The 25112-nt window shown below is 55.9% G+C and carries 25 protein-coding genes and 5 pseudogenes; 18 read left to right on the top strand and 12 right to left on the bottom strand.

Translation table 11 applies throughout. The annotated features are described in order from the left end of the window. The first annotated feature begins 40 nt into the window (after positions 1-40). From PYR65_RS28815 to PYR65_RS28805, 3 genes are read left to right on the top strand one after another with little or no spacing between them, the layout of a single operon-like run. Positions 41-592 (top strand): TRAP transporter small permease, encoded by a 552-nt coding sequence (locus PYR65_RS28815; RefSeq protein ID WP_276122497.1) that lies wholly within the window; start codon positions 41-43, stop codon positions 590-592. 3 nt (positions 593-595) lie between these two features. Beyond that, the gene (locus PYR65_RS28810; RefSeq protein ID WP_276122496.1) at positions 596-1876 is read left to right on the top strand and encodes a TRAP transporter large permease; all 1281 of its coding nucleotides are present in this window, start codon (positions 596-598) and stop codon (positions 1874-1876) included. Between the two features lie 2 nt (positions 1877-1878). Further along, entirely contained in the window at positions 1879-2427 is a 549-nt protein-coding gene (locus PYR65_RS28805; RefSeq protein WP_276122495.1) for a gluconokinase, read from the top strand. On the opposite strand, the gene PYR65_RS28800 is transcribed toward PYR65_RS28805, so the two are convergent. Continuing rightward, complete coding sequence (locus PYR65_RS28800; protein WP_276122494.1) at positions 2419-3330, bottom strand: LysR substrate-binding domain-containing protein; 912 nt, start codon at positions 3328-3330, stop codon at positions 2419-2421. The two genes, PYR65_RS28805 and PYR65_RS28800, sit on opposite strands and share 9 nt — an antisense overlap. 196 nt (positions 3331-3526) lie before the next feature. Here PYR65_RS28800 and PYR65_RS28795 point away from each other — a divergent pair, with 196 nt between their 5' ends. Continuing rightward, positions 3527-3652 carry a hypothetical protein gene (locus tag PYR65_RS28795; protein ID WP_276122493.1) on the top strand — a complete coding sequence of 42 codons (126 nt, stop codon included), beginning with the start codon at positions 3527-3529 and terminating at the stop codon, positions 3650-3652. A 182-nt stretch (positions 3653-3834) separates the two neighbouring features. Here PYR65_RS28795 and PYR65_RS28790 read toward each other — a convergent pair whose 3' ends face one another. From PYR65_RS28790 to PYR65_RS28775, 4 genes are all read right to left on the bottom strand, one after another. Further along, positions 3835-4458: a plasmid pRiA4b ORF-3 family protein gene (locus PYR65_RS28790; RefSeq protein WP_276122543.1), complete on the bottom strand. Its 624-nt coding sequence runs from the start codon at positions 4456-4458 to the stop codon at positions 3835-3837. A 260-nt stretch (positions 4459-4718) separates the two neighbouring features. Then, on the bottom strand, positions 4719-6179 hold the full coding sequence (locus PYR65_RS28785) for a PAS domain S-box protein (protein WP_276122492.1): 1461 nt from the start codon (positions 6177-6179) through the stop codon (positions 4719-4721). A 337-nt stretch (positions 6180-6516) separates the two neighbouring features. Beyond that, a complete protein-coding gene (locus PYR65_RS28780; RefSeq protein WP_276122491.1) occupies positions 6517-6792 on the bottom strand; it encodes a hypothetical protein in 276 nt (91 codons plus the stop codon). A gap of 150 nt (positions 6793-6942) precedes the next feature. Next, positions 6943-7152 carry a cold-shock protein gene (locus PYR65_RS28775; protein ID WP_027687039.1) on the bottom strand — a complete coding sequence of 70 codons (210 nt, stop codon included), beginning with the start codon at positions 7150-7152 and terminating at the stop codon, positions 6943-6945. A gap of 387 nt (positions 7153-7539) precedes the next feature. On the opposite strand from PYR65_RS28775, the gene PYR65_RS28770 reads away from it, so the two are divergent. The 3 genes from PYR65_RS28770 (at position 7540) to PYR65_RS28760 (ending at position 10553) form a co-directional block, all read left to right on the top strand. Next, complete coding sequence (locus PYR65_RS28770) at positions 7540-8982, top strand: ATPase domain-containing protein (protein WP_276122542.1); 1443 nt, start codon at positions 7540-7542, stop codon at positions 8980-8982. After that, positions 8979-10022 carry a sensor histidine kinase gene (locus PYR65_RS28765; RefSeq protein ID WP_276122490.1) on the top strand — a complete coding sequence of 348 codons (1044 nt, stop codon included), beginning with the start codon at positions 8979-8981 and terminating at the stop codon, positions 10020-10022. Before PYR65_RS28770 ends, PYR65_RS28765 begins: the two co-directional genes overlap by 4 nt. A 159-nt stretch (positions 10023-10181) precedes the next feature. Further along, positions 10182-10553 carry a response regulator gene (locus PYR65_RS28760; protein WP_276122489.1) on the top strand — a complete coding sequence of 124 codons (372 nt, stop codon included), beginning with the start codon at positions 10182-10184 and terminating at the stop codon, positions 10551-10553. 58 nt (positions 10554-10611) lie between these two features. Here the strand turns inward: PYR65_RS28760 and PYR65_RS28755 are convergent. Continuing rightward, positions 10612-11042: pseudogene (locus tag PYR65_RS28755) on the bottom strand (TCP-1/cpn60 chaperonin family protein); the annotation flags it as partial. Positions 11043-11293: 251 nt separating this feature from the next. On the opposite strand from PYR65_RS28755, the gene PYR65_RS28750 reads away from it, so the two are divergent. From PYR65_RS28750 to PYR65_RS28740, 3 genes and pseudogenes are all read left to right on the top strand, one after another. Continuing rightward, entirely contained in the window at positions 11294-11767 is a 474-nt protein-coding gene (locus tag PYR65_RS28750; protein ID WP_276122488.1) for an Hsp20 family protein, read from the top strand. A 74-nt stretch (positions 11768-11841) separates the two neighbouring features. Continuing rightward, positions 11842-12141, top strand: a pseudogene (locus PYR65_RS28745) (DUF982 domain-containing protein). An 8-nt stretch (positions 12142-12149) separates the two neighbouring features. Next, positions 12150-12428 carry a hypothetical protein gene (locus tag PYR65_RS28740; protein ID WP_276122487.1) on the top strand — a complete coding sequence of 93 codons (279 nt, stop codon included), beginning with the start codon at positions 12150-12152 and terminating at the stop codon, positions 12426-12428. Here the strand turns inward: PYR65_RS28740 and ligD are convergent. Then, positions 12397-12717, bottom strand: a complete 321-nt coding sequence (ligD, locus tag PYR65_RS30550) for a non-homologous end-joining DNA ligase LigD (protein ID WP_328518537.1) — start codon at positions 12715-12717, stop codon at positions 12397-12399. The genes PYR65_RS28740 and ligD overlap by 32 nt on opposite strands. 409 nt (positions 12718-13126) lie before the next feature. Between ligD and PYR65_RS28735 the strand changes: the two genes are divergently transcribed. The 7 genes and pseudogenes from PYR65_RS28735 (at position 13127) to PYR65_RS28705 (ending at position 17863) form a co-directional block, all read left to right on the top strand. Next, positions 13127-13381, top strand: coding sequence for a GNAT family N-acetyltransferase (locus PYR65_RS28735; protein ID WP_328518532.1), 255 nt, complete (start codon positions 13127-13129; stop codon positions 13379-13381). 362 nt (positions 13382-13743) lie between these two features. Then, a pseudogene (locus tag PYR65_RS28730) lies at positions 13744-15142 on the top strand (diguanylate cyclase domain-containing protein); the annotation flags it as partial. Between the two features lie 168 nt (positions 15143-15310). Further along, the gene (locus PYR65_RS30680) at positions 15311-15778 is read left to right on the top strand and encodes an EAL domain-containing protein (RefSeq protein ID WP_407951381.1); all 468 of its coding nucleotides are present in this window, start codon (positions 15311-15313) and stop codon (positions 15776-15778) included. Continuing rightward, the gene (locus PYR65_RS30545) at positions 15706-16020 is read left to right on the top strand and encodes an EAL domain-containing protein (protein WP_328518536.1); all 315 of its coding nucleotides are present in this window, start codon (positions 15706-15708) and stop codon (positions 16018-16020) included. Before PYR65_RS30680 ends, PYR65_RS30545 begins: the two co-directional genes overlap by 73 nt. Positions 16021-16170: 150 nt before the next feature. Further along, positions 16171-16704: pseudogene (locus PYR65_RS28715) on the top strand (Chromate resistance protein ChrB). Between the two features lie 109 nt (positions 16705-16813). Continuing rightward, a pseudogene (locus PYR65_RS28710) lies at positions 16814-17535 on the top strand (MFS transporter); the annotation flags it as partial. A 175-nt stretch (positions 17536-17710) separates the two neighbouring features. Next, positions 17711-17863: a hypothetical protein gene (locus PYR65_RS28705; RefSeq protein WP_276122486.1), complete on the top strand. Its 153-nt coding sequence runs from the start codon at positions 17711-17713 to the stop codon at positions 17861-17863. Between the two features lie 898 nt (positions 17864-18761). On the opposite strand, the gene PYR65_RS28700 is transcribed toward PYR65_RS28705, so the two are convergent. Both PYR65_RS28700 and PYR65_RS28695 read right to left on the bottom strand, forming a co-directional pair. Beyond that, positions 18762-19589: a Hint domain-containing protein gene (locus tag PYR65_RS28700; protein WP_276122485.1), complete on the bottom strand. Its 828-nt coding sequence runs from the start codon at positions 19587-19589 to the stop codon at positions 18762-18764. A 390-nt stretch (positions 19590-19979) separates the two neighbouring features. Then, positions 19980-20198, bottom strand: coding sequence for a hypothetical protein (locus tag PYR65_RS28695; RefSeq protein ID WP_276122484.1), 219 nt, complete (start codon positions 20196-20198; stop codon positions 19980-19982). 880 nt (positions 20199-21078) lie between these two features. Between PYR65_RS28695 and PYR65_RS28690 the strand changes: the two genes are divergently transcribed. Continuing rightward, a complete protein-coding gene (locus PYR65_RS28690) occupies positions 21079-21510 on the top strand; it encodes a hypothetical protein (RefSeq protein WP_276122483.1) in 432 nt (143 codons plus the stop codon). 704 nt (positions 21511-22214) lie between these two features. Here PYR65_RS28690 and PYR65_RS28685 read toward each other — a convergent pair. The 3 genes from PYR65_RS28685 to PYR65_RS28675 form a co-directional block, all read right to left on the bottom strand. Next, on the bottom strand, positions 22215-22610 hold the full coding sequence (locus PYR65_RS28685; RefSeq protein WP_276122482.1) for a DUF1236 domain-containing protein: 396 nt from the start codon (positions 22608-22610) through the stop codon (positions 22215-22217). A gap of 313 nt (positions 22611-22923) precedes the next feature. Then, a complete protein-coding gene (locus PYR65_RS28680; protein ID WP_276122481.1) occupies positions 22924-23571 on the bottom strand; it encodes a response regulator in 648 nt (215 codons plus the stop codon). Further along, positions 23568-24968 carry a sensor histidine kinase gene (locus tag PYR65_RS28675; RefSeq protein WP_276122480.1) on the bottom strand — a complete coding sequence of 467 codons (1401 nt, stop codon included), beginning with the start codon at positions 24966-24968 and terminating at the stop codon, positions 23568-23570. Before PYR65_RS28675 ends, PYR65_RS28680 begins: the two co-directional genes overlap by 4 nt. Positions 24969-25112: the final 144 nt, after the last annotated feature.

Below are 25112 nucleotides of genomic sequence, written 5' to 3'. Positions count from 1 at the left end.
CATCCATCCGTCCATGCACTCCTTTCGGAAGGGCATTCGCATGCGTAGTTCCATGAGTTCACTGCTGGGTACTGTGGTCAGAATCGTTGCCGATGTTGCGGCGGGTGCTGCCTGTGCCGGCGTCCTGATCGTTGTCCTTCTGCAGGTTATCGGCCGGTTGTCGGGGCACCCGTTGCCCTGGACCGAGGAGGCCACCCGCTTTCTTTTCATCTGGATGGTCTTTCTCGGCCTTGCGGCAGGTTTTAGAACTGTGGAAAGCGCCCGCGTCGTTGTCTTCCTCGTCATGGGCCGGCGGCTGTTCCAGCATCTGGCGGTACCCATCTATGTCGGGTCATCCGTCCTTTTCTTTGGCCTGATGGGCTGGACCGGGTTCACGCTCATGCGCCAGCAGATCATGATGAACGAAACGGCTGCGACTCTGCCCATTCCCATGTGGCTCATCGGCATGGTCATGCCGGTGTCGGCAGTCATTGCGATTTTGGCGATCATCGACTCACTGCACAGCCGTCGCGATCTGATCGCCCTTCCCGAACTCGGACTTCCGGCGGGCGAAATTGCCCATGCCGATGTGTCCATCAAATCAGGACATTGATCCATGTCGGTCTTTCTTCTCGTCGCCTTTTTCGGGCTCAGCATGCTCGGCATTCCGCTGGCGGTTGCCTTGGCGCTGGCCAGCGTCGCCACCTTGTGGCTCTTCACCTCGATGCCGCTCGATCTGTTGTCACAGACCATGTTCTCCTCGATGAATTCATTTCTGCTGGTTGCGGTGCCTCTGTTCATTCTGGTCGGGACGGTGATGGAGCGTGGCCGTGTCGCAGAACGCATCTTCGATTTTGCCGAGGCCATCGTCGGCTGGTTGCCGGGCGGCCTGGGCCACGTCAACGTGATCTCATCGGTGATTTTCTCCGGCGTGTCAGGCTCATCGGTCGCCGATATTGCCTCTGTTGGCGCCATCGAAATCAAAGCAATGGAGCGCCATGGCTTTCCGAAGGGTTATGCGGTGGGCATGACGCTCTGTACTGCGACATTGTCGTCGATCATTCCGCCATCGATCCTCGTCGTCATCGCCGGCTCGATCGCCAATGTTTCCATCGGGACTTTGCTTGTCGCCGGTCTGGTGCCAGGCCTCTTCATCGCCTTCGCCTTCATGGTCTTCAACCACTTCTATTCCGTCTACTACGGCTACAACCCTCCCTCGCCCTTCAACCTGCGTATGGTGGTCGTCACCGGTCTTCGCGCCATCCTGCCGATGCTGACGCCGCTGATCCTGATCATCGGGATCGCCAGCGGCCTGTTCACGCCGACCGAAGCAGCCGCGATCGCTGTCGTCTATGTCGGCATACTCGGGGTTCTGGTCTACCGCACGCTTCCGGTTCGCGAATTGCCGGAAATCCTGATCTCGACGGCACGTATTTCCGGAACCATCTTGTTCATCGCAGCGACGTCCCAGATTGCCGCCTGGGTGTTCACCTACGACGGCTTACCGGAAAAGGTTGCGGATCTGCTGCAGGCGATGAACCTCGGTCCGTTGACGGGCATGCTGGTCATCTTCGTCTTCCTGCTTATCATCGGCATCTTTATGGAAGCTATTCCGGCCATGTTCATCCTCATTCCGGTGCTGATGCCGCCGGTGGAGGCGCTCGGCATCGATCCCATCCACTTTCTGATCGTCACCGTCATGACGCTGACACTCGGTCTCGTGACGCCACCGGTCGGCGTTTGCCTGTTTGCCGCAGCTCAGGTGGCCAATATGAGGGTCGAGGACGTCATCCGTGGTTCGCTTGCGCCGATGGCGGTGCTGACACTGGCTATCTTCGCTCTTGTGCTCTTCCCCATCCTGACACTCGGCCCGATTCGCCTGCTGGGGATGTATTGAGCATGGCAGGGCAGCAAGCCTCCTTCATCCGGAGTGGCCAATACACAAGGTTTGTCGTGGTCATGGGTGTCGCGGGAACCGGCAAATCAGAGATAGGTCGGCGTCTCGCCAGCCTTCTCGACTGCGCCTTCATCGAAGCGGATGAATTGCATTCGCCCGAAAACGTCGAGCGAATGCGCAACGGCCATCCCCTGACGGATGAACTGCGTATGCCTTGGCTACACAGCGTATGTGATAGCGCATTGGCGATCGGCGCATCACCTGTGGTCGTCGCTTGCTCGGTCCTGAAGCGCAGCTATCGGGAGTTGTTGCGAGAAAGGCTACGAGGGGTCCGTTTCCTGTTCTTGCATGGCTCCCCTGAGTTGATCTCAGCGCGTCTGGGAGCAAGGAAGGGGCACTTCGCCGCCGGTTCATTGCTGGAAAGCCAGCTTGCCACATTGGAGGTACCCGGCAGCGACGAAGAGGCAATCTGGCTCGAAATTGCGCTGCCGCCAGATTTGCTTGCGCAGAGGGCAGTGGCAGAACTGCTTGATCCCGCTCACTCAACGTGACAGGGAGCCCAATGGATAGGTTGTCTGCCAAGTCTCCCTTTCCAGTCGCAACCAATCGAGAAATATACGCACCTTTTTCTGTCGAAGATGATCACGCGGACAAACAATCCATTGTGTCGTGATCTGAACGACCGGTGGAGACGCCACAGGGCAAACGAGACGCCCGCTTTCAATCTCGTCACCCATCATGAGCGTGCTTTCGAGGGCGATGCCCATGCTCCGGACCGCAGCGTCAATTGCCATGTGACTCCGGTCGAACAGAATACGGCGCCAACGTTCTTTCGGAGCAACTCCCGCTAACGGAAACCATCCGTTCCACTGTGCTTGCGATTTTGCAGAATGGATGAGGCGATGATCAAGAAGGTCTTCGGGCTTCAAGCTGCCAGCCGGTGCATAGTCTGGAGAGCACACCGGGTAAAACTGTTCGTCCGCGACACCCTCGACGAAAAGACCCGGCCAGCGGCCGTCCCCATGCCGGATCTCGATATCGACGGCTTCCTGGTTGAAGTCTGTCGGTTCGTTGGTGCCATCGAGGCGAAGCTCGAGGTCGGGATGCTTGTCGAGCAGGGTGCTTAGCCGGGGCAGCAACCATTTGTTGGACAGGGTGGGGGTAGCGCGCACAGTCAATGTTGTAACGGATCTGAATCCCCGGATCGTTCCCGTGGCGTCTTCGATACGCTCGATCTGATCGGCGATCATCGAGAAATATCGCTCACCGGCCTCCGTCAAGACGATACCGCGGCCCGCTTTCGCCAAAAGCGTCACCCCGAGTTGACCTTCCAGCAACTGAATCTGCTGGCTGACCGCGGATGGTGTCACGCGCAGCTCTTCTGCGGCGCGCGAAATACTTCCTGCGCGTGCGGCTGCGTGGAAAACCAGGATAGACTTGATGGGGAGTTGCATACTTGTCCTGAACTCTCTTGGTCGAGCTAATCTATTGCAAATGCTTTTGAAACGAAACTCTCCCTTTGTGCGAAGTCAGGTCCGTGACAAAACCGTGCAATGCGAAAATGCATTGCTGCGATGCAATCTCTCGACTGCAGCTCGCCGCCTGTTTCCTCTATAAGGTCTTTAAGAGTTTACATCAAAAAGCGATCCAATGACCCACGGTTCAGAACATACACGTTGGCATGTCGGCCAGAAGCTCTGGGGCGCCCTTGTCTGCGCACGGACGCGCGAGGCTAAACGTATGCTGTCGCAGACTGGCAAGCGTATCGAGCGCTGAGCTTCAGTGATTTATTAGGTTCGACGTGGTCTTACTGTGCGGTCGGCCAATTAACTGCAGATATGTAGAAGGCTGCCCCAACGCTAGAGCGCTAAAAGGGTGGTTTTTAAACCGCGCAGTAGATTCGCAGCCACACTGTGGTTCGATTCCTTTCAAGAGCGTTCACGCTAAATCTTGGTAAATCATTTCTTCGGAGCCGCTTTTGGCTTCGGTTGATACAAGCGTCGTTTGGCGTTCGAGCGCAGAGCATTGCGAAGATCCTTGTCCGCGGTCGAAAGGTCGAACCATTCCGGATCAAAGTAGCCCCCGCACCACTGCATGGTTTCGACATATTCGGGATCATCCCGGTCGGTGATGATCTCAAGAAACCGCTCATAACCTGAAACGCCGCCAACATCCTCGGGCGGTCGTGCCCTCTCGCCAGCGATGCAGGCCCCGTGTTTGGGCGTAGCAGTGAGCGTCAAGAACTCCTCGACCGCGACGGTATGCCGCCAGCCATCCCCGAAATCATAGTGGTAGCTGAAGACAGCACCTTGCTCGAAGTCCAGCAGCCGTACCTCTTTCTGATCGAAGACCCGAGGATCTTCGTCGGACGCATCCTCCGCCAGAATCTCAACGTCTCCATACCGGAGACCACCGATGCGAAACTCGTAGAGATGATAGTTCCACCAGTTGAATGCGGCCTGTATTCCGAGATGCAGATGCTCAAGGTTCCAATGGACCGGCAGGACCAGACGGCGCCAGACGCCCGGCTCGATCTCATCGACCGAAACTCTAATCTGGACAGCGTTTACGGCTTTGAACATTGCCTGAATAAACAAAGTTGGGGGCGTATCGTCAAGACGGTTGCTCGCACCGCATGCCAGGATATTTTGCGGCGTCGTCCGTTCGATCTCGTCATCTGCTGCACAAAACCTGTGAACGTAGAATGTCCGCCACAGCGAAGGAATTCCGCAAGATCGCGGGCAACCCTTGGGAAGAGGGGCCACTCGGCCATATCATCCCCGGCACCTTGTCGAGCGCATCAAGCATTTGCGGCCACCCTGACAACGCAGTTGCCCTCGCGTCAAAGCCGTGACTGAATATGATCGTAGTCGCTCCATCCGGTGTCATGCGGTGCGCGTATCAGGCAATGGACGCCGCAGACGTCATATGTGAGCTCTACGTGGCCTCGGAGTTGGCCGGACGAGAGGGCTTCAATCAACCGGGATCCGAAGCCCTTTCGGGTCGGCGGCGCGACTTTTGGCCCTCCGACTTCTTTCCACGACAGAGTGAGTTGCGCGCCGGGAGCCGAGACCTCCCATGACACTGCCACTTTTCCGGAACTGGCTCCCAACGCGCCATATTTCGCAGCATTTGTGGCAAGCTCGTGCAGAATGAGCGTGAGGGCCACTACGGCCTTCGGCGAGACGTCGATTTCTGGACCGCTGACGTCGAGCTGTTCAGGTGGATAGGGAGATAGTGCTTCGGAAACTGCGGTACGAAGGCTGGCTGCCTCCCAACTCCCACGCGTGAGAAGGTCGTGTGCTCTGGCCAGGCTTTGCAACCGGGCGTCGAAGGCGGCACTCGCGAGGCTGATGTCATTGGCGCCGGCAAAAGTCTGACGGGCGATAGCCGCTACCGTGGCAAGGACGTTCTTGACGCGATGGTTCAGTTCACCAATCAGCAGTTCCTGCACGCGCTCTGCTTCCCTTCGTAGCGTAATGTCGCGGGCGATTTTTGAAGCGCCGATGATCCTGCCATCTGCGTCATAGATTGGCGAAACAGTCAGCGAAACATCCAGAAGCCGTCCACTGCGATGCCGCCTAACGGTCTCATGGGTCTCTACCCGCTCTCCTGCCTTGATGCGGGCGATGATGTGCGCCTCCTCGTCGACCCGGTCATCGGCAATAAGAAGCGTGACGGACCGGCCCACAATTTCCTCGGCCGAGAATCCATAGAGCTTTTCGGCTCCACTGTTCCAATCGGTAACCGTCATGTTGAGGTCGATGCCGAGGATCGCATCTTCCGACGAGGAGATGATAGACGCAAGGCGTTTGAGCGTTGCCTCGTAGCCGACGCGTTCCGTCGTCTCATTGACGATACACAGCACCGCGAGCACATGACCGTATTCGTCGGAAACAGGAGAATAGGAGATGTCGAAGTAAACCGTTTCTGGCACGCCGTGCCGTTCGATATAGAAGGGCCTGTCCTTTGCAACGACGGTCTCGCCGGCGTCGCGAACTTGAAGCAGAAGGGGTTCCAGGTCGTCCCAAAGTTCGGCCCAGTTTTCTTTCGCCGGCCTCCCTAACGCGCTGGGATGCTTGATCCCGATCGAGGGGGCGTATGCATCATTGTAAATAGCAGTGAAGTCATTGCCACAAAACATCACAATCTGCGCACCGGACGGGATTATGATGTCAACCGCACATTTTAATTGAGCCGGCCAGGATGACATCGGTCCGAGGCTGGTGCTTGCCCAGTCATAGTCGCGAATGATGTCAGCCAGTGAACCCTGATCGGAGGTGGCCGGATTATGATTGTGCATTGAAACCCCTCTCTCTCTCCCATTTGGTCCAAAACTCAAGTTCAGCAATTCAACCTATATCAACGGCTAAAACTATAACAGTTTCGAGCGCAAATCCTATTTGAAACATAGCGTTAACGCAACATGTCAGTCCGGGTGGGCGTTTAGGTATTTGATTGCACGCAAGGCCGGGAGTAGGGGCGGCGTTAGCGGGCCGCATCCCCCTAATAGCTGCACATCCGAGTTCTGTCAGGCGGGTTGCCGCGCCGGTGTATGCGGTATTAGGGTCGCGAGAAACCAGGGCGCATGGCTTGTCAGAGATAATCGGCAATTGCAAAGCCGTATAACGTTGCGCCCGTCAGACCCGATCGTACGTGAACGACGTCAGAAGGGTTGTAACGAAATTGCTAGCCTTCTCCTTGACGAGGACCTCGGTCCACTCGTCGGTCCCGCGCAGCATTAGCCCGGTGTAAATACTGTCGACGGCAGCCTCTTCAATCCGTTTGATATGCGCGAGGAATGAAGCCTCGTCGCCGGATTTGTAAAGGTCGCGGACGACCATTCTCAAAATTTCCTGGATCGCAATTTGCCATGCGGTGTTTATCGCCTGAAGTTCACTGATTTTCTCGTTCATCGGATCTCTCGTGATTCTGGTAGGCGTTGCCGCAGGGCTGTGTGCCGTGGCGTCAGGCACAAAAAAAGGCCAGGCGACCTGCCTGACCTCGATTGGTAGTTGCTTTCGACAGTGCCAGTACATCCGTGGTCAAAGGAAAGCAGTTACCGATTATACGGCCTGCAGGTTGCAAGCAGACATCTTGCCCGACTTGTTGTCGCGCTCGAGGTCGAAACCGATCTTCTGGCCTTCGACGATTTCGCGCATTCCGGCGCGTTCGACGGCAGAGATGTGAACGAAGGCGTCAGCGCCGCCGTTGTCAGGCTGAATGAAGCCGAAGCCCTTTGTGGAATTGAACCATTTTACGGTGCCAGTTGTCATGATGAAACCTTTCATAGCATAATATACGACCGCAACGCAAAGCATCGCGGATGATGATAACGATCATTTTAAAGAGAGGGTTCGTTCAAAACGCGGTGCCAGTCGCGTGGTAACCAAAGCTCGGCAAGAAAAAATCGATAACTCAGCTTGTAGTCATTTTGGAATGGCTGGTCAACGTTTAGTTTTTGACAGCAAATTTCTGTAGAAGCTAGGCGTCCATTCTTCGGGAAATCGATTTTCATCAAGAAATTCACATGCCATGCTGCCCGCAGCACAGGCATCATTGAAGTTTTTAGAAAGGCACATATAACATGAAAGCGGCTCTTCCCTGGATGATGCTCGCCATTGATTTTCAATATGCGCAGAGCATTGCAGCGGAAGACGAACATGCCCAAACAGAACAAACCCGCAGTTGTTAGCACCGGAATTGCGGGACTGAACGAAATCCTGCGCGGTGGGCTGCCTGCATCGAACCTCTACATGCTTCAGGGTGCGCCGGGCTCGGGAAAGACGACGGCCGCGCTGCAGTTTTTGCGCGCTGGCGTCGAGGCCGGTGAGAGCTGTATTTACGTCACGCTGTCTCAAACGGCCGCAGAGCTCGAAGCGATCGCCGTGTCGCACGGCTGGACGCTCGACGGTATCCGGGTCGAAGAGCTGTCCACATCTGGCACGGTGAATGAGGCCGATGACCAGAGTATCTTCCTGACCTCCGATCTGCGGCTGGATGAGACGCGAAAAGCGATCGAAGCTGCGATCGAGGAGCATAAGCCTCGCCGACTGGTCTACGATTCACTTCTCGAAATCCGGCTGATCACCGGTGATAGTCCACGCTTTCGACGCGAATTGATCGCCTTCAAATCGTTCCTTGCCAAAAAGAACGTTGTCGCACTGCTGCTGGATACACAGACGCCCGGCTACGACCGCAGCGGCGAGGAGGTAGAGGGTCTTGCCCACGGCGTTATCCGGTTCGACAAGTCACTGGAGGAATATGGTGGCGTGCGCCGCCGCATCGAGGTTTCGAAGATGCGCGGCGTGCCGATTGCCGATGGCTATCACGATATGGCTATCCGTGAAGGCGAGGGCGTCGTTGTTTTTCCTCGCATCATGCCCAGCACTGCATCAGAGAGTTCCGAACCTCAGCTGATCAAATCCGGGGTCGCCGAGTTGGACGAAATGTTTGGCGGTGGCCAGGAGCCTGGAACCACCACATTGGTCATCGGGCAGTCAGGCACTGGTAAATCGACGATGTCTTCCCTTTATGCGACGGCGGCGCTCGAACGCGGAGAAAATGTCGCTCTCTTTCTATTTGAGGAGCGGCTTGAGACCTTCTTCCGTCGATCCGAAGGCTTGGGCATGGAACTCAGGCAGTTTCACAAGGATGGCAAGCTCATCCTGCGAGATTTCAATCCCAATGAAATCTCGCCCGGCGAGTTCGGCCAGATCGTCCAGGACGCCGTCACGCAAAACAAATCGCGCGTCGTTGTTATCGACAGCTTGACGGGGTACCTGAATTCGCTGCCGCACCGCGAGAAGGCTGTGCGCGACATCCAGTCACTGCTGAAATACCTTGCCCGTTCTGGTGTCCTGACGATGCTGATTGTTGCCCAGCATGGTCTGATCGGCCAGAATGTCGGAATCGATGTGGATGTGAGTTTCCTTGGCGATACCGTTCTCCTGCTGCGGATCATGGAGCACGAAGGGCGTCTTCGCCGAAACATTACCGTGGTCAAAAAGCGTCATGGTCCCCACGATCTCAACATCCGCGAACTTATCATCGAAAGCGGACGCGTTAGCGTCGTCGCCTACAATCCCCTGCCTGATCCAAAATGAAAGATGTCCCGATCGACAGCGAGTTGGATTGGGTGCTCGTCCTAGCTCCGTTCCGCAAGGATGCCGAATACATTGCCGCCTTCCTTCGGGAACAAGAGATCGAGGTGAACGCTACCAATGGGGACGGCGGTCTGGCCGATCAACTCGCTTTGTCTCCGGGCATCATCGTCGTCACGCACGAGGCACTGAACCCGCATGTTGTTGCGCGGGTTGCCCTGCATCTCGCAGAGCAGCCAGACTGGTCAGAAGTGCCGATCATCGTCCTTTTGGAGCGCACGGCGCCTATTGCACGGATACGCAATCAATTGCTCAAGTCTTGGCCCGGCGCGCGTCTGTTGTTCCATACGCGGCCGGTCGCGCCGCTGGAACTCGTCAATGGGATTCAATCAAATCTACTGGTCCGGCTGCGCCAACGCCAGGTCCGCGATTCCATCGAGCGGGAGCGAGAACTGCGTCTGGAACTCAATCACCGCGTCAAGAATATCCTGGCGAGTGTTAAATCGATCTTCCAGATGACCAAGCGTGGGGCGACCTCCGTCGAGGGGCTGGCAAGTGATTTTTCCGGGCGACTGCAGGCATTATCGAATGTTCACAGCGCTGTCTTCGAGGCTGGCGGCGAGGAGGTATCGCTCTCAGCCATCGTTGCGCTGACCGTTTCTCCATACAACAGCGATGGCATCAGCCGCATCGATTTCACCGGTCCGGACCTGGTGGTCAGCCGGGACGCCGGAACGACGATAGCGCTTTGCCTCCACGAGCTGATAACGAACGCCATCAAATACGGCGCGCTTTCACATCCCGACGGGCATGTTGAACTCCTGTGGTCTGTTGCCACGAACGGGAGTTCCGAACTTTCTCTGCACTGGACTGAAGTCGGGGGGCCGACTGTGCGAGAACCGACGCGGCAAGGCTATGGAACGCGATATGTACGCTCCGCGCTAGGATCGTTATTCGGAGCGGTTCCCGAAATCGTCTTCGCTCCGGAGGGTTTTCGCTTCTCAGTGAAAGGGTCGCTTACCCGCATATCAACGCGACAATAGATTTGCGATATTCCCGTCGATCACGAACAGAAATTGCCTTTCACTGTAACTCGCTGAAAAATAACCGGTTCGTCTGGATCAATTTGCTTTTCTGCGCGTTCAGCGGGTTCGGACATTTAAAAAAGACATCTTGAGCGTCAAGAGCGGAGAGTATGAGGGATGACGCAAAAGGGGACCACAGTCATTGTCGTTGAGGACGAAGTAATCGTGCGGCTGGATATCGTAATGTCGCTTGAGAACGAAGGGTTCATCGTGCTCGAGGCTTCAAATGCCGATGAAGCCATCGACATTCTGAACGCGCATCCGGAGGTCCGGTTGATGTTCACTGACATCGACATGCCAGGCAGCATGAACGGCTTAAAGCTGGCCTCTGCGGTTCGAGACAGATGGCCCCCGGTCAAGATCATCGTGGCTTCGGGCCACCGTCAATTGAGTGATGAGCTTTTGCCGGTTAAGGGCAAGTTTTTCAGCAAGCCGTACGACCACGCCCGCGTTATCGCCACGATGAGAGAAATGCTGGCGGCGGCGTAGGCATAACCTGCGATTGGAAGCCCGCCTTTCCAAGCGAGCATCTCGTTTTCTGACGGCGTTAAAAATCCATGCCAGCGCCGGCTGGTAGCGCGGGCGCCGCTTCCTTCCTAGGCTTTTCGGCGATCATCGCTTCGGTTGTGACCAACAGGCCAGCCACCGAGGCCGCTGGAGCGCCGTGCGAACGACCTGTGGTTCGATAACTCCCTGAGCATGGAGATCTCCATATTCGCCGGTTTGGGCGTCCTAGCCAAATGACATATCTGTCTTTTCGCGCAGTTTGCCGACAATGATCGAGCCCTCGGCGCCGGCATTTACTGCGATCTGGCGGACTGGTGCCTCGATGGGCCGGCGGACGGTATCGATCCCGCCACGCTGATCGTCGTTGGCGGTGGCGAGACCGTCCAGCGCCTTGACCGCACGCAGGAGCGCTACACCAACAACGGGCGGGACACCTTCTTCGACGGCGGCACGGATTGCGTATAACGCATCGTGCGGCGGCAATCTCCGCCATGCGTCCTACAAAGGCTTGCGCGAAGTCAGGATAATGCCGCGGTTTACGAGCTCGATTGAGTGGCGCCGGCAGAGGCAAAAAAATGAATAATTTTTTCTGGCCGCGCTCTTGAATCCGAAATCGTCAAAAACCAAATCGATTGACGCCAGCCGCTGATGACAGGGCTGGCCTTACTGGGGCGTCACTTTCGGCGCTTTTGTACCCATGTTGCTTCAAGGAGGATATGGCTATGGCAACATCGAATGACTATGCACCGCTGTTCCGCTCAAGCGTCGGCTTTGACCGGGTCTTCAACCTTTTGGAAAATGCCCAGCGCGCCCGCTCGATCAGCGACTGGCCGCCTTATGACATCGTCAAGACCGGCGATGACAGCTACCGGATTTCAATTGCGGTGGCTGGCTTTGCCCAGGAAGACCTTGACATCACCTTCCAATCCAATCTTCTGACGGTCACCGGCAAGAAGCAGGAGGCATCCGCCGATGGCTACCTGCATCGCGGCATTGCCGGACGTCCGTTCGAACACCGGTTCGAGCTTGCCGACCATGTCAGGGTGAACGTAGCGGATCTGAGCAACGGTCTCCTGTCGATCGATCTCGTTCGCGAGATCCCGGAGGCCTTGAAGCCGCGCAAAATTTCGATCCAGAGCGAGCCTGCCTTGACATCGACTGCTCCAGTTCAGATCGAGGCGCAGAAGGCGGCTTAAACTACATTGTCCCCTTAACAAGGGCGCCGTCGCAACGGCGCCCATCAACATTCCGGGTTGGAAAGGAGAGAGCGATGAAACCCGATATGTTCAGACAGCCTGTTTCCATTCTTGTCGGCTTGGGCTTTCCGGCAGAGATTCGCTCGGTAATGGACGCCTACCGATATCTTGTCGAATGGCCGGCTTAATTGAGGGACGCCGCGCACTCGGTCGCGCTCAAGGCCTGCAGGGCCGCGTTGCGCGGTGAGATCGAAGCGGAAACCGCACGCGGACTGTTTACCGCCTTCGCTGAGAAACACGATCTTCTGGCGCCCGAAGCAAACGTGATAGCCGCGTCACGCCTACAGCGCGACCGCGATCCGCATGTGCGATAAGGAGACCGATGATGCACCACATGCTGCAGCAGGCCGCCAACAATGCGATGGCGATGGGACCAACAGTTTTGCTTCAGGGCATGCAGCTCCAGCGGCCGCTCGACGTGGTGAGTGCGCCAGCCATTTCTGTAGATGACAAACGCGCAATTCTCGCCGCCTGGGCGTCGGACTTCTACGCTGTCGACTCGAAGCCGGCGCTTCGTCAACTTCCTGGAACGCCAGAACCAGTTTTGATCGATGAAGAGCAGTTTGCCCTCAAAGAACTCGACCGGCGCTATGGTATCTGATTGATTGCACGTTCCGGCGGCCTGCTTCATCGACTTGGCAAACCGCCTGATTGCTGACCGAGCGATCGCTGCCCGTCGCCATGACCCGCAAGGCGCTTGTCTTCTGAAGCAGAGTGGGCTCGGTGCGGATCGTAAAACGCTTCGGATCGAGAATCTTCTCCACTTGCCTTGATATGAGCGCCATCGACACCGTGGCGCCAGGTCGGGCTCGCGACGATAACGGCGCCACGCAGTCGCCGTCCGTCGCTGCGCAGGTAGTCGAAAAAGTGAGGCCGTTTTGTTGGTTCACGGCCTCTTTGATCACGTAGAGTTCGGGGTTTTCGCGCGCCCCCTGCACCGGTCCGGTTCGGCGCTGCTGTGTTAGCTTCAAGACAACGGTCGATGGAGAGCGCGCATGTTGCAAGCCTACAGGCCGGTATTGACGCGGTGCTTCCCGCCGCCAACATCCCTATTGACCATTTCGCGAGAGCTGTAACAGCTTTGTCATCTCCCGAGGGGAGTGAGTGGCGTCGGCGACAACGGTGCGGGGTACATATATTGGTACCAAAAACCCTATTCGTGAGAACGGCGTGTAAACGGATGCGAGTTTAAACGCAGCTGACAACCTGCTCGAGGCATCGATGAGCCCCGAGACTATTCTGGAGCAAATATGAAAATAGACATCTTAATTGGGGACACTATTTTTTGAAGAGAAAGTGGTGGAGATCTATAAAGCCAACAACTGGTCATCCGCACAGAAGCCGCAAGATTTACTCGCTGCCCTTCGTAATTCGCACACCCTGATAACGGCGCGTTCCGACAATCAGTTACTCGGCCTGGCGAACGCTATTTCCGATGGGCACTTGGTGGTATACTTTCCACACCTGCTGGTTCATCCCGACCATCAGAGATTTGGCATCGGTAGCAAATTGATGACTGCGATGCGGGACAAGTATGCTGGCTTTCTCAAATAATTCTTACAGCGGGCGGTAATTCTGTTCGCTTCTACGAGGCTCTTGGGTTTGCCAAAGCTGGCAGCACCGTTCCAATGTGGATCTACGCTGGTACGGACCACTGATCCGCGTAAATTCCATTTGGAGGATCCGTCGATTGGAATGATGGGTTCGAGGTTACTACCCCATCAGGGCGAACTGGATTTGGACCAAGTGTCTCGCCAGATTGGCGACGCGGAATTTTGCGTAAAAATCTGACGCTCGCCGGGATGACGTACTTGCATGTTCCAACAACGCTTTCCGGCTTCCTCCACAGCCGTCGTCGATTCTAGTGTTTAAATACGCAGAGTTTTCGCCGTTTAACAGAAGGTTAGGATGGGCAAATGTATTGTCCCAGCGCGGCGCCCGCGTTGGGCGGGCATGATGCCAATCTGCCGGCACTGTCGAGACCTCGACATCCATGTTGTCTTGTCGCAACCCAGGATGTATCCGTGCAGCGCCACCTGAAAGCAAGCAATACCGTCCGCAAATCATTCGTAGCAGTCATAGCCGGGTTGTTCATTACGGTCGGTTGTGTGCTGGGTGCTCTGGTGGCCGATTCGATCGGCAATATTACTGCGAAATCCGACAGCATAGACGATGCTCGTGCGATGAGCGCCGCAGCGAGCGCCGTCGGCACCATGGAAAAACAGCTCGAAGGGACGATCCGGGACAACGCCTTCTGGGATGACGCATACGACCAGGTAAATTCGGATAATCGCGACGACTGGATTACTGAAAACTGGGGGACAACCACAGAGGCGTATCCGCTTTACGATACCGCAATCGTGGTTGATGCCACTGGCAAATCCATTATGGCATATGAAAACGGTGCACCGCTGGAAGGTTCGTTAAGCCAGCACTTTGATGGCGGTGTCGAGGCGCTCGTCGCCGCCGCTCGTGCCGGCACCGCTGTGTCGGTACACTTTGTGCGAAACGACGAGGGCGTGGTTCTGATGGGAGCCGCCGCGATAAGGCCGAGCAACCCAGAGATTCCGTTCGACAAGGCCAAGCTTCATACCCTTCTGTTTGCCAGGCATCTGAAACCCGATGCCGTCGCGGAAATGGCAAGCGACTTCTCGCTGAAGGGCCTCACACTCAGACAGCATCCCGACGCCTCCGGGCTCAACACGTCGCTCGATGACGTATCTGGCAAGCCGGTCGGCTACTTCGCATGGCCGCGCCAGTTGCCAGGATCAAGGAGCTTTGTGGAAGCCAAGTCGGAGCTGAGTGCCGCCGCCTTGATCCTTGTATTGTTCTTGGGAGGGTTGGGGTTTGTCGGCTTCATCACAATACGAAACTTGAGAGCTGGGGAAAACCTTGCGCGACACCATGCGACACACGACGCTCTCTCGGGGCTGTGGAACCGAGCCGGTTTGCTTGAAAATCTCGGACAAGAGCAGGAAAATGCCTCGAAAACAGGTGCCACCACACAGTTGAATCTTATTGACCTCGATGGCTTCAAGGCCGTTAACGATGGTTGGGGACATGGTGTCGGCGACAGTCGCGGTCGCCGACCGGCTTTCACATATGATGCCGAATGGTGCGATCATCGCCCGTCTAGGAGGCGACGAATTCGCCATCGTTTTGACGGAGACGGTACAGGCTCTCGAGACCGCAGATTTGCCACGCCGCATTCACCAATGTCTTGCACGCGTTTTCGACATCGACGGCAGAACCATCGAGATCGGCGCAAGCGTCGGTGTCGCCGAATCGAGCGGCGGAACAATCGCAGCGTCCGAACTGATCCGGCAAGCCGATAACGCGCTCTACCGAGCGAAAGATAGTGGACGCGGGGTCTCGATCATCTTCAAACCCAGTTTCGACGACGAAACCCGGCGTGTTGCCCAACTAGAAGGGCAGCTTCGACAAACGCTCGCCAATGACGAGATCGGAATCGTTTTTCAGCCGTTGGTTCATTCCGACGGAAGAGGGATTTGCGGCGTCGAGGCCTTGGCAAGATGGCAACCTTCCGAGGGTACAACGATCGGGCCGGACATCTTCATTCCGCTGGCGGAGCGATCGGGCCTTATCGAGACGCTTGGGCAACAGATAATGACGAAGGCAGTCCGCGCGGCAGCTCAATGGCCGGGTCTTGGGCTTGCTGTTAACGTATCGCCTCTGCAGCTCAAGAATCCACGCTTCGTGCGTCAGGTCTTGGATATATTGGCGCGGGCCTCGTTCGAGCCGTCGAGGCTGACCATCGAAATTACCGAAGGGGTACTGATCTCCAACCCCGACCAGGCCCACCGGGCGATCAAAGGGCTAAAGGCAGCGGGTATCAAAATTGCGCTTGATGATTTTGGCTGCGGCTTCGCCAGTATTGGCACACTACGTGCGTTCGGATTCGATCGCATGAAGGTCGATCGGCTCTCATAATCGCTCTTGATAACGAGGCGAATGCGGGCAAGGTCCTTCAGGCCACGATTGCGCTTGCCAACGCCCTCGATATTCCTGTGACAGCGGAAGGCATTGAGACGGACGAACAAGCTGCTATTGTTAGATTATCGGGTTGCGACGAACTCCAGGGATATCTCTTCAGCCGCCCTCTCACCGCGGAAAAACTGACCGCAAGTTACTTTCCAGCACGTCAATCTGACGTGACGGTCGCCGCTTCATAAGTGGCAAGGCGGCAGTCGAGCTGCTCGGCATGCTGATCTCTATGTCAAAATGATCACGCATGACCACTGCTCGGTGGCGGATTCCAGATGCACGATATCACTTAGTTGAGGTGTTACGGTCGTTGCATTATCACTGTTACACGACAAATTTTGACTTGGCTTCTTCTCACTTACAAAGTGCCGCCCGATCCCGCCACAAAGCGCATTGCGCTCTGGCGGCGGCTGAAGGGAATGGGCGCCGTTTATTTGCAGAACGGCGTCTGCCTGTAGCCCAAGACCGACGATCACGTCTCTCGGCTGAAGATGTTGGAAAACGATATTGCCGAAATAAATGGTGATTCCGTCATCCTGGAGACGGTCGCTCTCGATCGTGCGCAAGAGGATAAGGTCGTATCCCGGTTCAAAGCCGATCGTGACGACCAATAACCGGAGTTCCTTGGTCGCTGTGACGATTTCGAGAAGGAGATCGCCAAGGAAATCGCGATCAACAAGTTCACCTATGCGGAGCTTGAAGAAGAAGACACCGACTTGAAGAAGCTCCAGGGCTGGCTGGAGAAGATCAAGAAGCTCGATTTTTACGGCGCGACCTTGGCGGACGAGGCGACAGAGCGGTTGAGAACCTGCGAGGCTTTGCTCGATAGTTACGCCCAGCGCGTTTTCGACGCCCATGAAGAGAACTGCTGAAATGACCGACCGACCGGACATTTCAAGCGCAGACCAAAGCAAGAGCGGCAACTGGCTTAGGCGAAGGTCCGGCCTGCCCGCCGGTATCTGGGCGCTCCGTTTCGTGTTGATGTTCATGCACATTTCCTGATGATCCACGCCCTGTTGCCGATCTATATGGTAACGGTGCTTGGAACGTCCGCCTTGAGTGTCGGCATCATCGAGGGGTTGGCTGAAGCCACAGCATCGATTACGAAGGTTATCTCCGGCGCTCTCAGCGACTGGCTGGGAAAGCGCAAATTGCTGGCTGTCATCGGTTATGGTCTTGCGGCGTTCACCAAGCCTGTCTTTCCATTGGCATCGTTGCTCAAATGGCTCATCGCCGCCCGCTTCATCGACCGTGTCGGAAAGGGCATCCGGGGTGCTCCGCGCGACGCCCTCGTTGCCGATATCGCGCCACCGCACCTGCGCGGCGCGAGCTTCAGTCTGCGCCAGTCGCTTGACACCGTCGGCGCGTTCCTCGGGCCGCTCATTGCGATTGGCCGGATGTGGCTAACAGTCGATCAGTTCAAGGTGATCTTCTGGATCGCCGTTATACCGGCATTCCTCTCCCTCGGGTTGATCCTTGTTGCCGTAAAGGACCCGGAACGGCCGAAAGGGCAGCGTCGTGTTCGCATGCCCATGAATCGTGCCGAACTCCGCCGCCTGGGCGGGACCTGTTGATGGGTCGTAGCCGTCGCGGCGGTGTTTACGCTCGCCCGCTTCAGCGAAGCATTTCTCACCTTGCGGGCCCAATCGATCGGCCTGCCATTGGCGCTGGTCCCGATCGTCCTCGTGATCATGAGCCTTGCTTGACCTCAGCGGTCCCCAGGGGACTTTCCTGGCTGGTGCAGCGTTCGCCGCTGTCACGCTTGCAGGATTGTATTTCATTCGAGGGCGGGTGGGGGACCGCACCAATGCCCGAGCGACAGCTGATTAATCCACAATCGATGCAGCGCCTCCGACGCTGCAAGGGGCGAACTGGAGAGTGCCAAAGTATGTACTCGACGCGACGTTCACCCAATGCCACGAACGCATTGGCGGGCACAACACTGCTCATGATCATCTGATGATCCGGATTTCCACCATCGGCGTCCCGATCCTAGTGCTGGCGGTGGCCACAATGGTGGCGCAAGCCTGACAGCCCTCATTTACTCCATGTCCTCGTCGCCTGCTGGTCGAACGTAGCGCCGACTTTTCTTTTCCCTCCGACCACGCAACGGCAACCTTTGCGACTGCGGCAGCCTTTCTTCTTCACGGCGCCGCCGCGCCGGATTAGCTTTTCTAGCTGCTGCCTGCCTGATCACCTTCTCCCATGTCTATATTTGAATTCATTACGCCAGCGACGTCGTCGGCGGAGCGCTAACGGGAATTGTCGGGCGCTGGTCGTCCGTTCGTTGTATCGGAAAGGCACGAAGGCCAGTCGCCTGATCACCAACATCCTGTAGGATCACAGGCATGGTCGCGTCTCTTGTCTCATCGGTGATCCAGTGGCTGAGCGCGCATCCCCACATTGCCTATATCGCAGTGTTCCTGCTTGCGACTCCCCGAGTCGATCCCGGTGGAGCAAATGAATCATGAGCGGCAGAAATGAAAAACCGAGTAGGCGGGCCCTGTCGAGGGGTAAAAACGAGATCGACGAATAGTTCGCGGAATTAAGCGCGGAGTTCGATAACCACGATGCCCCTGAGCCGATTCAAGGTAAGGCGGGCCTCTCCGATATCGAAGAAATTCGCCGGCTCATGGCTTACGTATCCCATCTCCGAGAAAGAGTTTCGAAGCTTCAAAAACCCGCGATCTCCTCGTCCGCGAAACAGCTTCGCAATTCTATCAATGCGCTCATTGGCTTCAGAGGCACGATCGGAGTGTTTATTGTTTTCGGTATTATCGCCAGACGTCTTTCGAGATATAGGTAAACTGGTATCCGCAAAAACGAGAATAAATGCCGCAGGACCGGCTGCGCGAATAGATTCATTTTTCTTCCTGTCGAGCCCCTGAACGGTTCCGTGGTGACGGAGGCCAACGCCTCGTGAAAGAGTTTAGAAGTGGGCAACCGAATACGCGCGAGCCGCGATTTTTTCATAGTCATCCCATATTACTTCATGTCCTGCGACGAGGCTCGCCGCAATACGCAATAGAGCTTTAAGATGCGTCTTTCCTCCGTAGCCGACGATCGGCGCCGCAGGCTTCATTGGAGTATTCAAAATCCCCGGAATCAGTTGCCGCAGTTCAGCGAAGTTCGCGAAGTGCTCGTCATTCTGCCCGTCTAAAAGCAGAGTTTCGGTTGGGGCACCCTGAGCAAGGATAACTTGATGACCATCTAGTAAAATATGGAAGTATTCGATGTCATCTATCCCCTCCGGCAGAGCTGGGGCAATGGACGCCCCGTTTACGAGGTCCATCACCCTGATCAAAACCCCGTCCACGAGCAAAGCATGCCCCGGCGACAAATAAAGGTCGCTATGAGGCACTTGTCCGTCCAGTGCATGTCGTCGGATTCGAATTGGCATCACGTTTTTGGCCGCGGAATAACGGGTGGGCTTGTAGGTCCGACGACCAATCCACCGGACGGGCATCGCTTCCCCATTCACCGTCGTTATCAAGTCCCCGATGGAAAGCTCTTCGACGTTTACTTCGCCGGCTGGCGTGGAGAGGGTGGTCCCGCGCAGAAAGCAATTTGACCCGTGTTGTCCTTTTCCCCCATGCTTGCCCCAGTTTCTCCCCATGCTTTTGGCGTTTGAAGGTGATAGAATCGAGCCTGCCGCGGTTGTTACTGCGGCAACCCTGGCGCCCGCGGCTGCAGCAATGCCCAAGAAATGGCGCCGTGCCAGCTGCGTCTTGAGTGAGCGATCACTAGGAATGGGCATTTTTTTCTCCATCGTTGATGTTGGAGAACGATAGATGCCTTACGTCCAGAATATAGCCTGTTAAAAGTGCGTATGATCATCATCCGACCGAGCGATTAGATGAACCGTTGGGCGATATCGCAAATTTGGACATCCAAAAGGTGGCTTGATGTGAAGGACTAAAGTCCATCGCGGGCTTGCAAAGGTCCTATGTATCAACTACGCCGGAACCGATTTGTAAATCACCGGTTCAACCTTCGCTGTGGATTGCATAGACACGGCGGCATGGCCACCCCTTGCCAGACCCGTCGTGCTTTTCGAGCGGCGAGTCCTCCTGTCTTAAAGCTGAGGAGATTTCGTAAAATTGCGTCACTCTCACTTAACGTCACCGGGTCCGTAGTAGACTTTTGTTCAGACAACGGACCATTCATCCGAGCCGCCTTCATCATAGACGTAGCGGCCATCCCCGGAGAGCTCTTCGCGCCAGGGATCCATGGTCAACCATTCCGGCGGTGCTATTCCGGGTAGCTTCAACAACTGAAGTACGTCGTAAAGCTCCGGCAGCGTGGTGACCTTTTGTACGTTCTGCAAACCGCTAGCTCTTATTGTCCAGGCATAATGCGTCATCATGCGGTTTCCTTCCAGTCGGATCGACGCGGTGGGAGTATTGGCCCTACCTTGGATGAAGAAGCTTCCACTGTTTCTGGCCCGCCGAGACGCGACACGCCAACCGCTCGCCCTTACGTTCCTAGAGGCAACCACCTTCGCGTCTATACGTGGACGGTCTGGGCCCGAATGATGCTCAACTACGAAAAACGTAATAATCAAACGACCCTCCCGATCGGCTCCATGGTTTCCACCAACCTCTCAACCGCGCACCCTCGGTCATTCAAGATATCGGGGAGAGCTCCGATCAGGAACGGGCGAAGCAAAACCCTATAGACAATCGTATGCTCCGGAAGCTTTCGACTGGGATCTTCGAGGAGGAAGAGGCGATGACGACGCGCTTCTTCATAGACCCGAGCTTCGTCCGATACGTAGGACAAGGAGCTCCCATTTCTTAAGGTGTAAGCGTATACCGTAAATCCGTCGGGCATTTCAGGCCTCGTGATACTTAGCCCTTCTTTTTATTCAGCTCTAGCGCTGATCGCGAGACAGGCCTACTGTCAATATAGGTTTTGTGGATCAACCCGCCATTCGGCTTCGGCCCTCTAACGAGCCAAGACCTTGGAATGAAATCAAGGCAATGGTCCTAGCGAGGTTGCAAACAACAAGTTTTGGCCCAAATCCGTGCAAACGACCGGTGCTTTTGTTGTCGCGCGAGTTTCACCCCCACCAGAAAACGGCTTATGCCTGACGAGATAGAGAACAGGTCGGGATGAGGGTAAATACGATCACGTCCTGTGGACGATCGGCGCGGTCAAGTTCAGAGTATACAGCGCTATCGCACGCGTGCCTGAGTGGTTTCAGTTGATGGGCGCTAGATAGCTTCGCTCGCAAGGAGTTTCACATGACGACCGGCCGAAAAATTGTTCAGTCTCAACTCGGCATTCTCTTGAGCGTATTCCTTGCGACAACGCCCTACACAATGGAGGTTTCGGCTTTTACCCCGGAGCTTGTCCCCCATTCTGTTTTTGCAAAAGACGGCAATAGCGGAAATGGAAATGGCGGCGGCAATGGGAACGGTGGGGGCAAAGGGAACGGCGGCGGGAATGGCAATCAGGGCGCGGGCAAAAGCGAGACCCGGGGAAACTCTCAAGGCGCGAAGGGTCAGAGTTCGAAAGGCAAGGCCGGTTCTGCAGGATTATCTGTTCGCCATAGCGACGGGATCAGCGAAGTCGTGCGCAATGGCAGATATATCATGAAGGATTCCAAAGGTCGCACTATCGTGAACCGGCAGGCCACCCTCGCAGATGAGATCCGTCTGAGATCTCTGCATTAAAAACTGGCGTTCGTCTTGAAGACATTCGGCGGCCCCCGAACGCAGGAATTGCAGGAAGTTGGATTACTGTTTGCCTGTCGCGCCTTCAAGTTTTGACTGGAGAAATGCCATCGGCTCCTTGATCGTGATCGGCCCTCCAAACGTTAGGATCCGCGTGAGTTTGTGCTCATCAGCCGGATAAATGACAATCAGCTGATTAACGTTCACGTATTTTTTTCATCGGTTTCAGATGTCAGCTCAAGCCACATGGCAGCGCTCCTCGCTCGTCTCGTTGAAACCACTATCGACGCGGCCCCTGGACTACGCGAGGTCGAGCTGTGAATGGTGCACGCTATTTGTTCTGCTCGAAGTAAGGGCTGCCAACCGGCAAGACCACCGTTACCTGTCGTTTAGGCGGTCCGGCCATGCTCGTGGAGAACACTGCCAGGGTCAGTCCAGCCATCGCAAGATAAATAAAGAAGAAAACCCCGCCTAGTGGGAAACTGGACTTGGGCGTGTGTTGATATGACATTTGTTGATCTCAGTGAGGGGCGGGGGCAGGCGTAACGAAGCAGGGCGGCACGTCGCGTACCGCCCTTCCAAAATTTAGGCGAACCCAATAAACGACAGGATCGCGCCGATGATTACAATTGCTCCAACGAGCCAGATCAAACTGTTCATTGCTTATCTCCTTCACGGCGATGATGTCACCGGACAGGTTACCGTTACTGGATCACCTGGACGACAGTCCGTGTCTGTGGATCGACGATGACACGCTCCTCATTGACGATGGTGTAGGAATAACGGGGATCCTCCGCGACCGGCATCAGAACCACCTCTTGCGGTAAAGGCTTCCCGACGACGATAGGCTGTTCGAGGACAACTGAACGCTGTACAGGCTGCTGTCGAACGTAGGCGACAACACGTTCCGGCGGGGGATCAATGACAGCACCTGCGATCGCGCCGGCGACGCCACCAACTGCAGCGCCCACGGGACCGCCGACGATTGCGCCGGTGATGGCACCACCAGCCGCCCCGGTAACTGCGCCGTCTTCTGCAACAGCGGCGCCGCCGAGCAGCATTGTGGCGAGGGCTGATGCGAGAATGAGTTTCGTTTTCATGACAGGCTCCTTTTTCCGTTTACAGCAGCACAACGTCATCCTTGGAAAGCTGTTCCCGCCTAGGGCTACAGTCCGGCTTCTATCAGACGAACGCCAGAAAATGGTAGGGCTAAAGTCCTGTATCGACACAGTAAACGTCCGTCCCAAATCAACCTGGGGAACAAATTTCGGTGCGTTCTATCACGGTGGATTGAACAGAGAAGCCGACGATGGACACAAGTTTGCATGAAGCCCGCTGGCTTTTGATACCGATCGTGGGACTGATCTTTGCAATGCTAGCAACTGGGCTGCTGGCAGGTTGAACCGCAGCTTCCTAGACGGGAGTGCGATTGCGGAGGACCATCGCAGCTTCCGTTCTGTTGCTGGTGCCGAGTTTTGCAAAAATATGGGTCATATGCTGTTTGATTGTCTTCTCGTGGACGCCGAGCCGGAGCGCTATCCGCTTGTTGCTGAGCCCTTCCGCAACCAGGTCCAGGACCTCGTGCTCGCGGCTCGTCAATTCGTTGATCGGATTGGGCTGCTTTGCCAAGGCGGCGGCCGATGCCATGTCGGAGAGCAGCCGCGCTGACAGGGTCGGGGACACATATGTCTCTCCTGCGGCGACCGATTTAATTATGTCCGCCAGCACCCGAGATCCGACGCCCTTCAAAACATAGGCCTTCGCCCCCTTGTCTAGGGCGCTCATGACGTCGTCGCTTGTTTCCGAGACTGTCAGCATCATTATCTTTTGATCGGAGTTGATTTCCAGGATAGGCAGGATCGCATTCAGCCCACCGCCTGGCATCGAGATATCCATGAGCAGGATATCGGGCTTCAGGGTGGCGCAGATCTCAAGCGCGTCCTCCCTTGTTGAGCCTTCACCCACTATTTTGAAACCTTGGACTTCCGAAAGAATTCGCATGACGCCTTCACGGAAAAGCGGGTGATCGTCGATGACCGCGATTGTAATCTCTCCCATCACGAGGGCTCCATTTCATCTAGGTTTAAGGACATGCACAGCTCGGTTCCCAAGTCAGATGTCTTCAATTCAAATATTCCCCCAAGGCTTTCAACCCGTTCTCGCAGACCCGACAAGCCAAGGCTGGACGGTTTCGTTTTGGTTGGGTCAAAACCTGGACCGCGATCGCCGGCTTTAACAGAGACAGTTTGTCCCTCATAGGTCTGGATGACATATTGCTCAGCGCCACCGCCGTGACGATACCCATTGTTGAGCGCCTCCTGCAAAAACCGAAACACGCAGATTTTCGCTGAGATCGAGAGCTGAGGAGAAGCGGGTGATAGGGAAAGCTCGACCAGTGCGCCTGTTCGCTCAGCATGGGCTTTGAGGGCGCGTTCAACTACTTCCCGCAAATCGGCGCCTTCGATCTGCGGCAGGACGAGACCGCTGCAGATTGTGCGGATCTCCTGCATCGCGTCATCCAGACTGGATTTAATTGACGCGATCTCGCCATCTCGTACCTTACGCGAAGTTCGAGGATTGCTGATAGCCTCGCTATCGACCTTCAGTGCGGCCAAGGCGACTAGCTGCGCCGGGCCATCGTGGAGTTCGGCTCCAAGGCGTCTGAGGTACCGTTCATTGAGCGCTGTTGTGCGCTGGCTGGCTCGCTGGAGCTTCACGCTAAGCTCGCCGTTCTGCAAAAGAAGTTCAGACAGTTCTCGAATCCGCTGCTTTAACGCTTTGTCTTGACTGTCAATCGTCCTACTGCCTTTAAAGACGAGGACCGACAGAATTGCGAAAAAAGACATCGTGAATGCCACAACAGCGAACCAGCTCTGCAGGCGGGCGTGGTTCAGACTGTGCTGAAAGTCGGTGGCGATTTCATAAAACTCGAGGACGCCGACGACTTCACCGGACCAAGGCTGTAGGACGGGATTGTAAATTTCGAGCACTGGCAAGCCGCTATCACGCACAGTTTCACTGCCGACATCGTCGGCATGGTCGTACTCAGCAACCATCGTCCCAGTTAGTGCCGTTTGCAGCCCGTCGCTAATCGGTAATTTTCGTCCAATCAGAGGTTTTTCGTTTGAATAGAGAATAGTGCCATCGGGACGCCACAGACGAAACGACAAAAGCCGTTTCCCCAGTGTGCCCTGGCCCAAAGTCTCGTCGAGTGCTCGTTGGACAGATTCGCTGAGATCGTTGTTGGTTTGCATGTCCGGTAGGAGGGGCGCAATGACACTGTCAACATAGAGAGCGGTCGCAGCCCCGGTATTCCTTGTGACTGCCGCTTCAATTAGATTGGTGACAAACGCTCCGACTAAGATCGTCGCTCCGAGAGACACTAAACCTCCGATGAGGAGGAACTGTTGGGCCAAACTGGCGGTATTCCAGCGGTAACGCTCCCCGAACAACCGCATGATCGATTCAGCTCCCAAACGCCCGCTCTTATTCCGGCGGCTCTATGGTCACAAAGTAAGGCGCGGAGGCAGTTCGTCAATAACGCAGGCCCGACGGAAAAAGGAACGGTCTTAACGTCGAGGGGAATTGCTAAGCCGTGGCTG

Origin of the sequence: Pararhizobium qamdonense (assembly GCF_029277445.1) — a bacterium.
GTDB lineage: Bacteria > Pseudomonadota > Alphaproteobacteria > Rhizobiales > Rhizobiaceae > Pararhizobium > Pararhizobium qamdonense.
The sequence above is the reverse complement of the archived record's forward strand: the minus strand, read 5'-3'. Positions and strand labels throughout refer to the sequence as shown.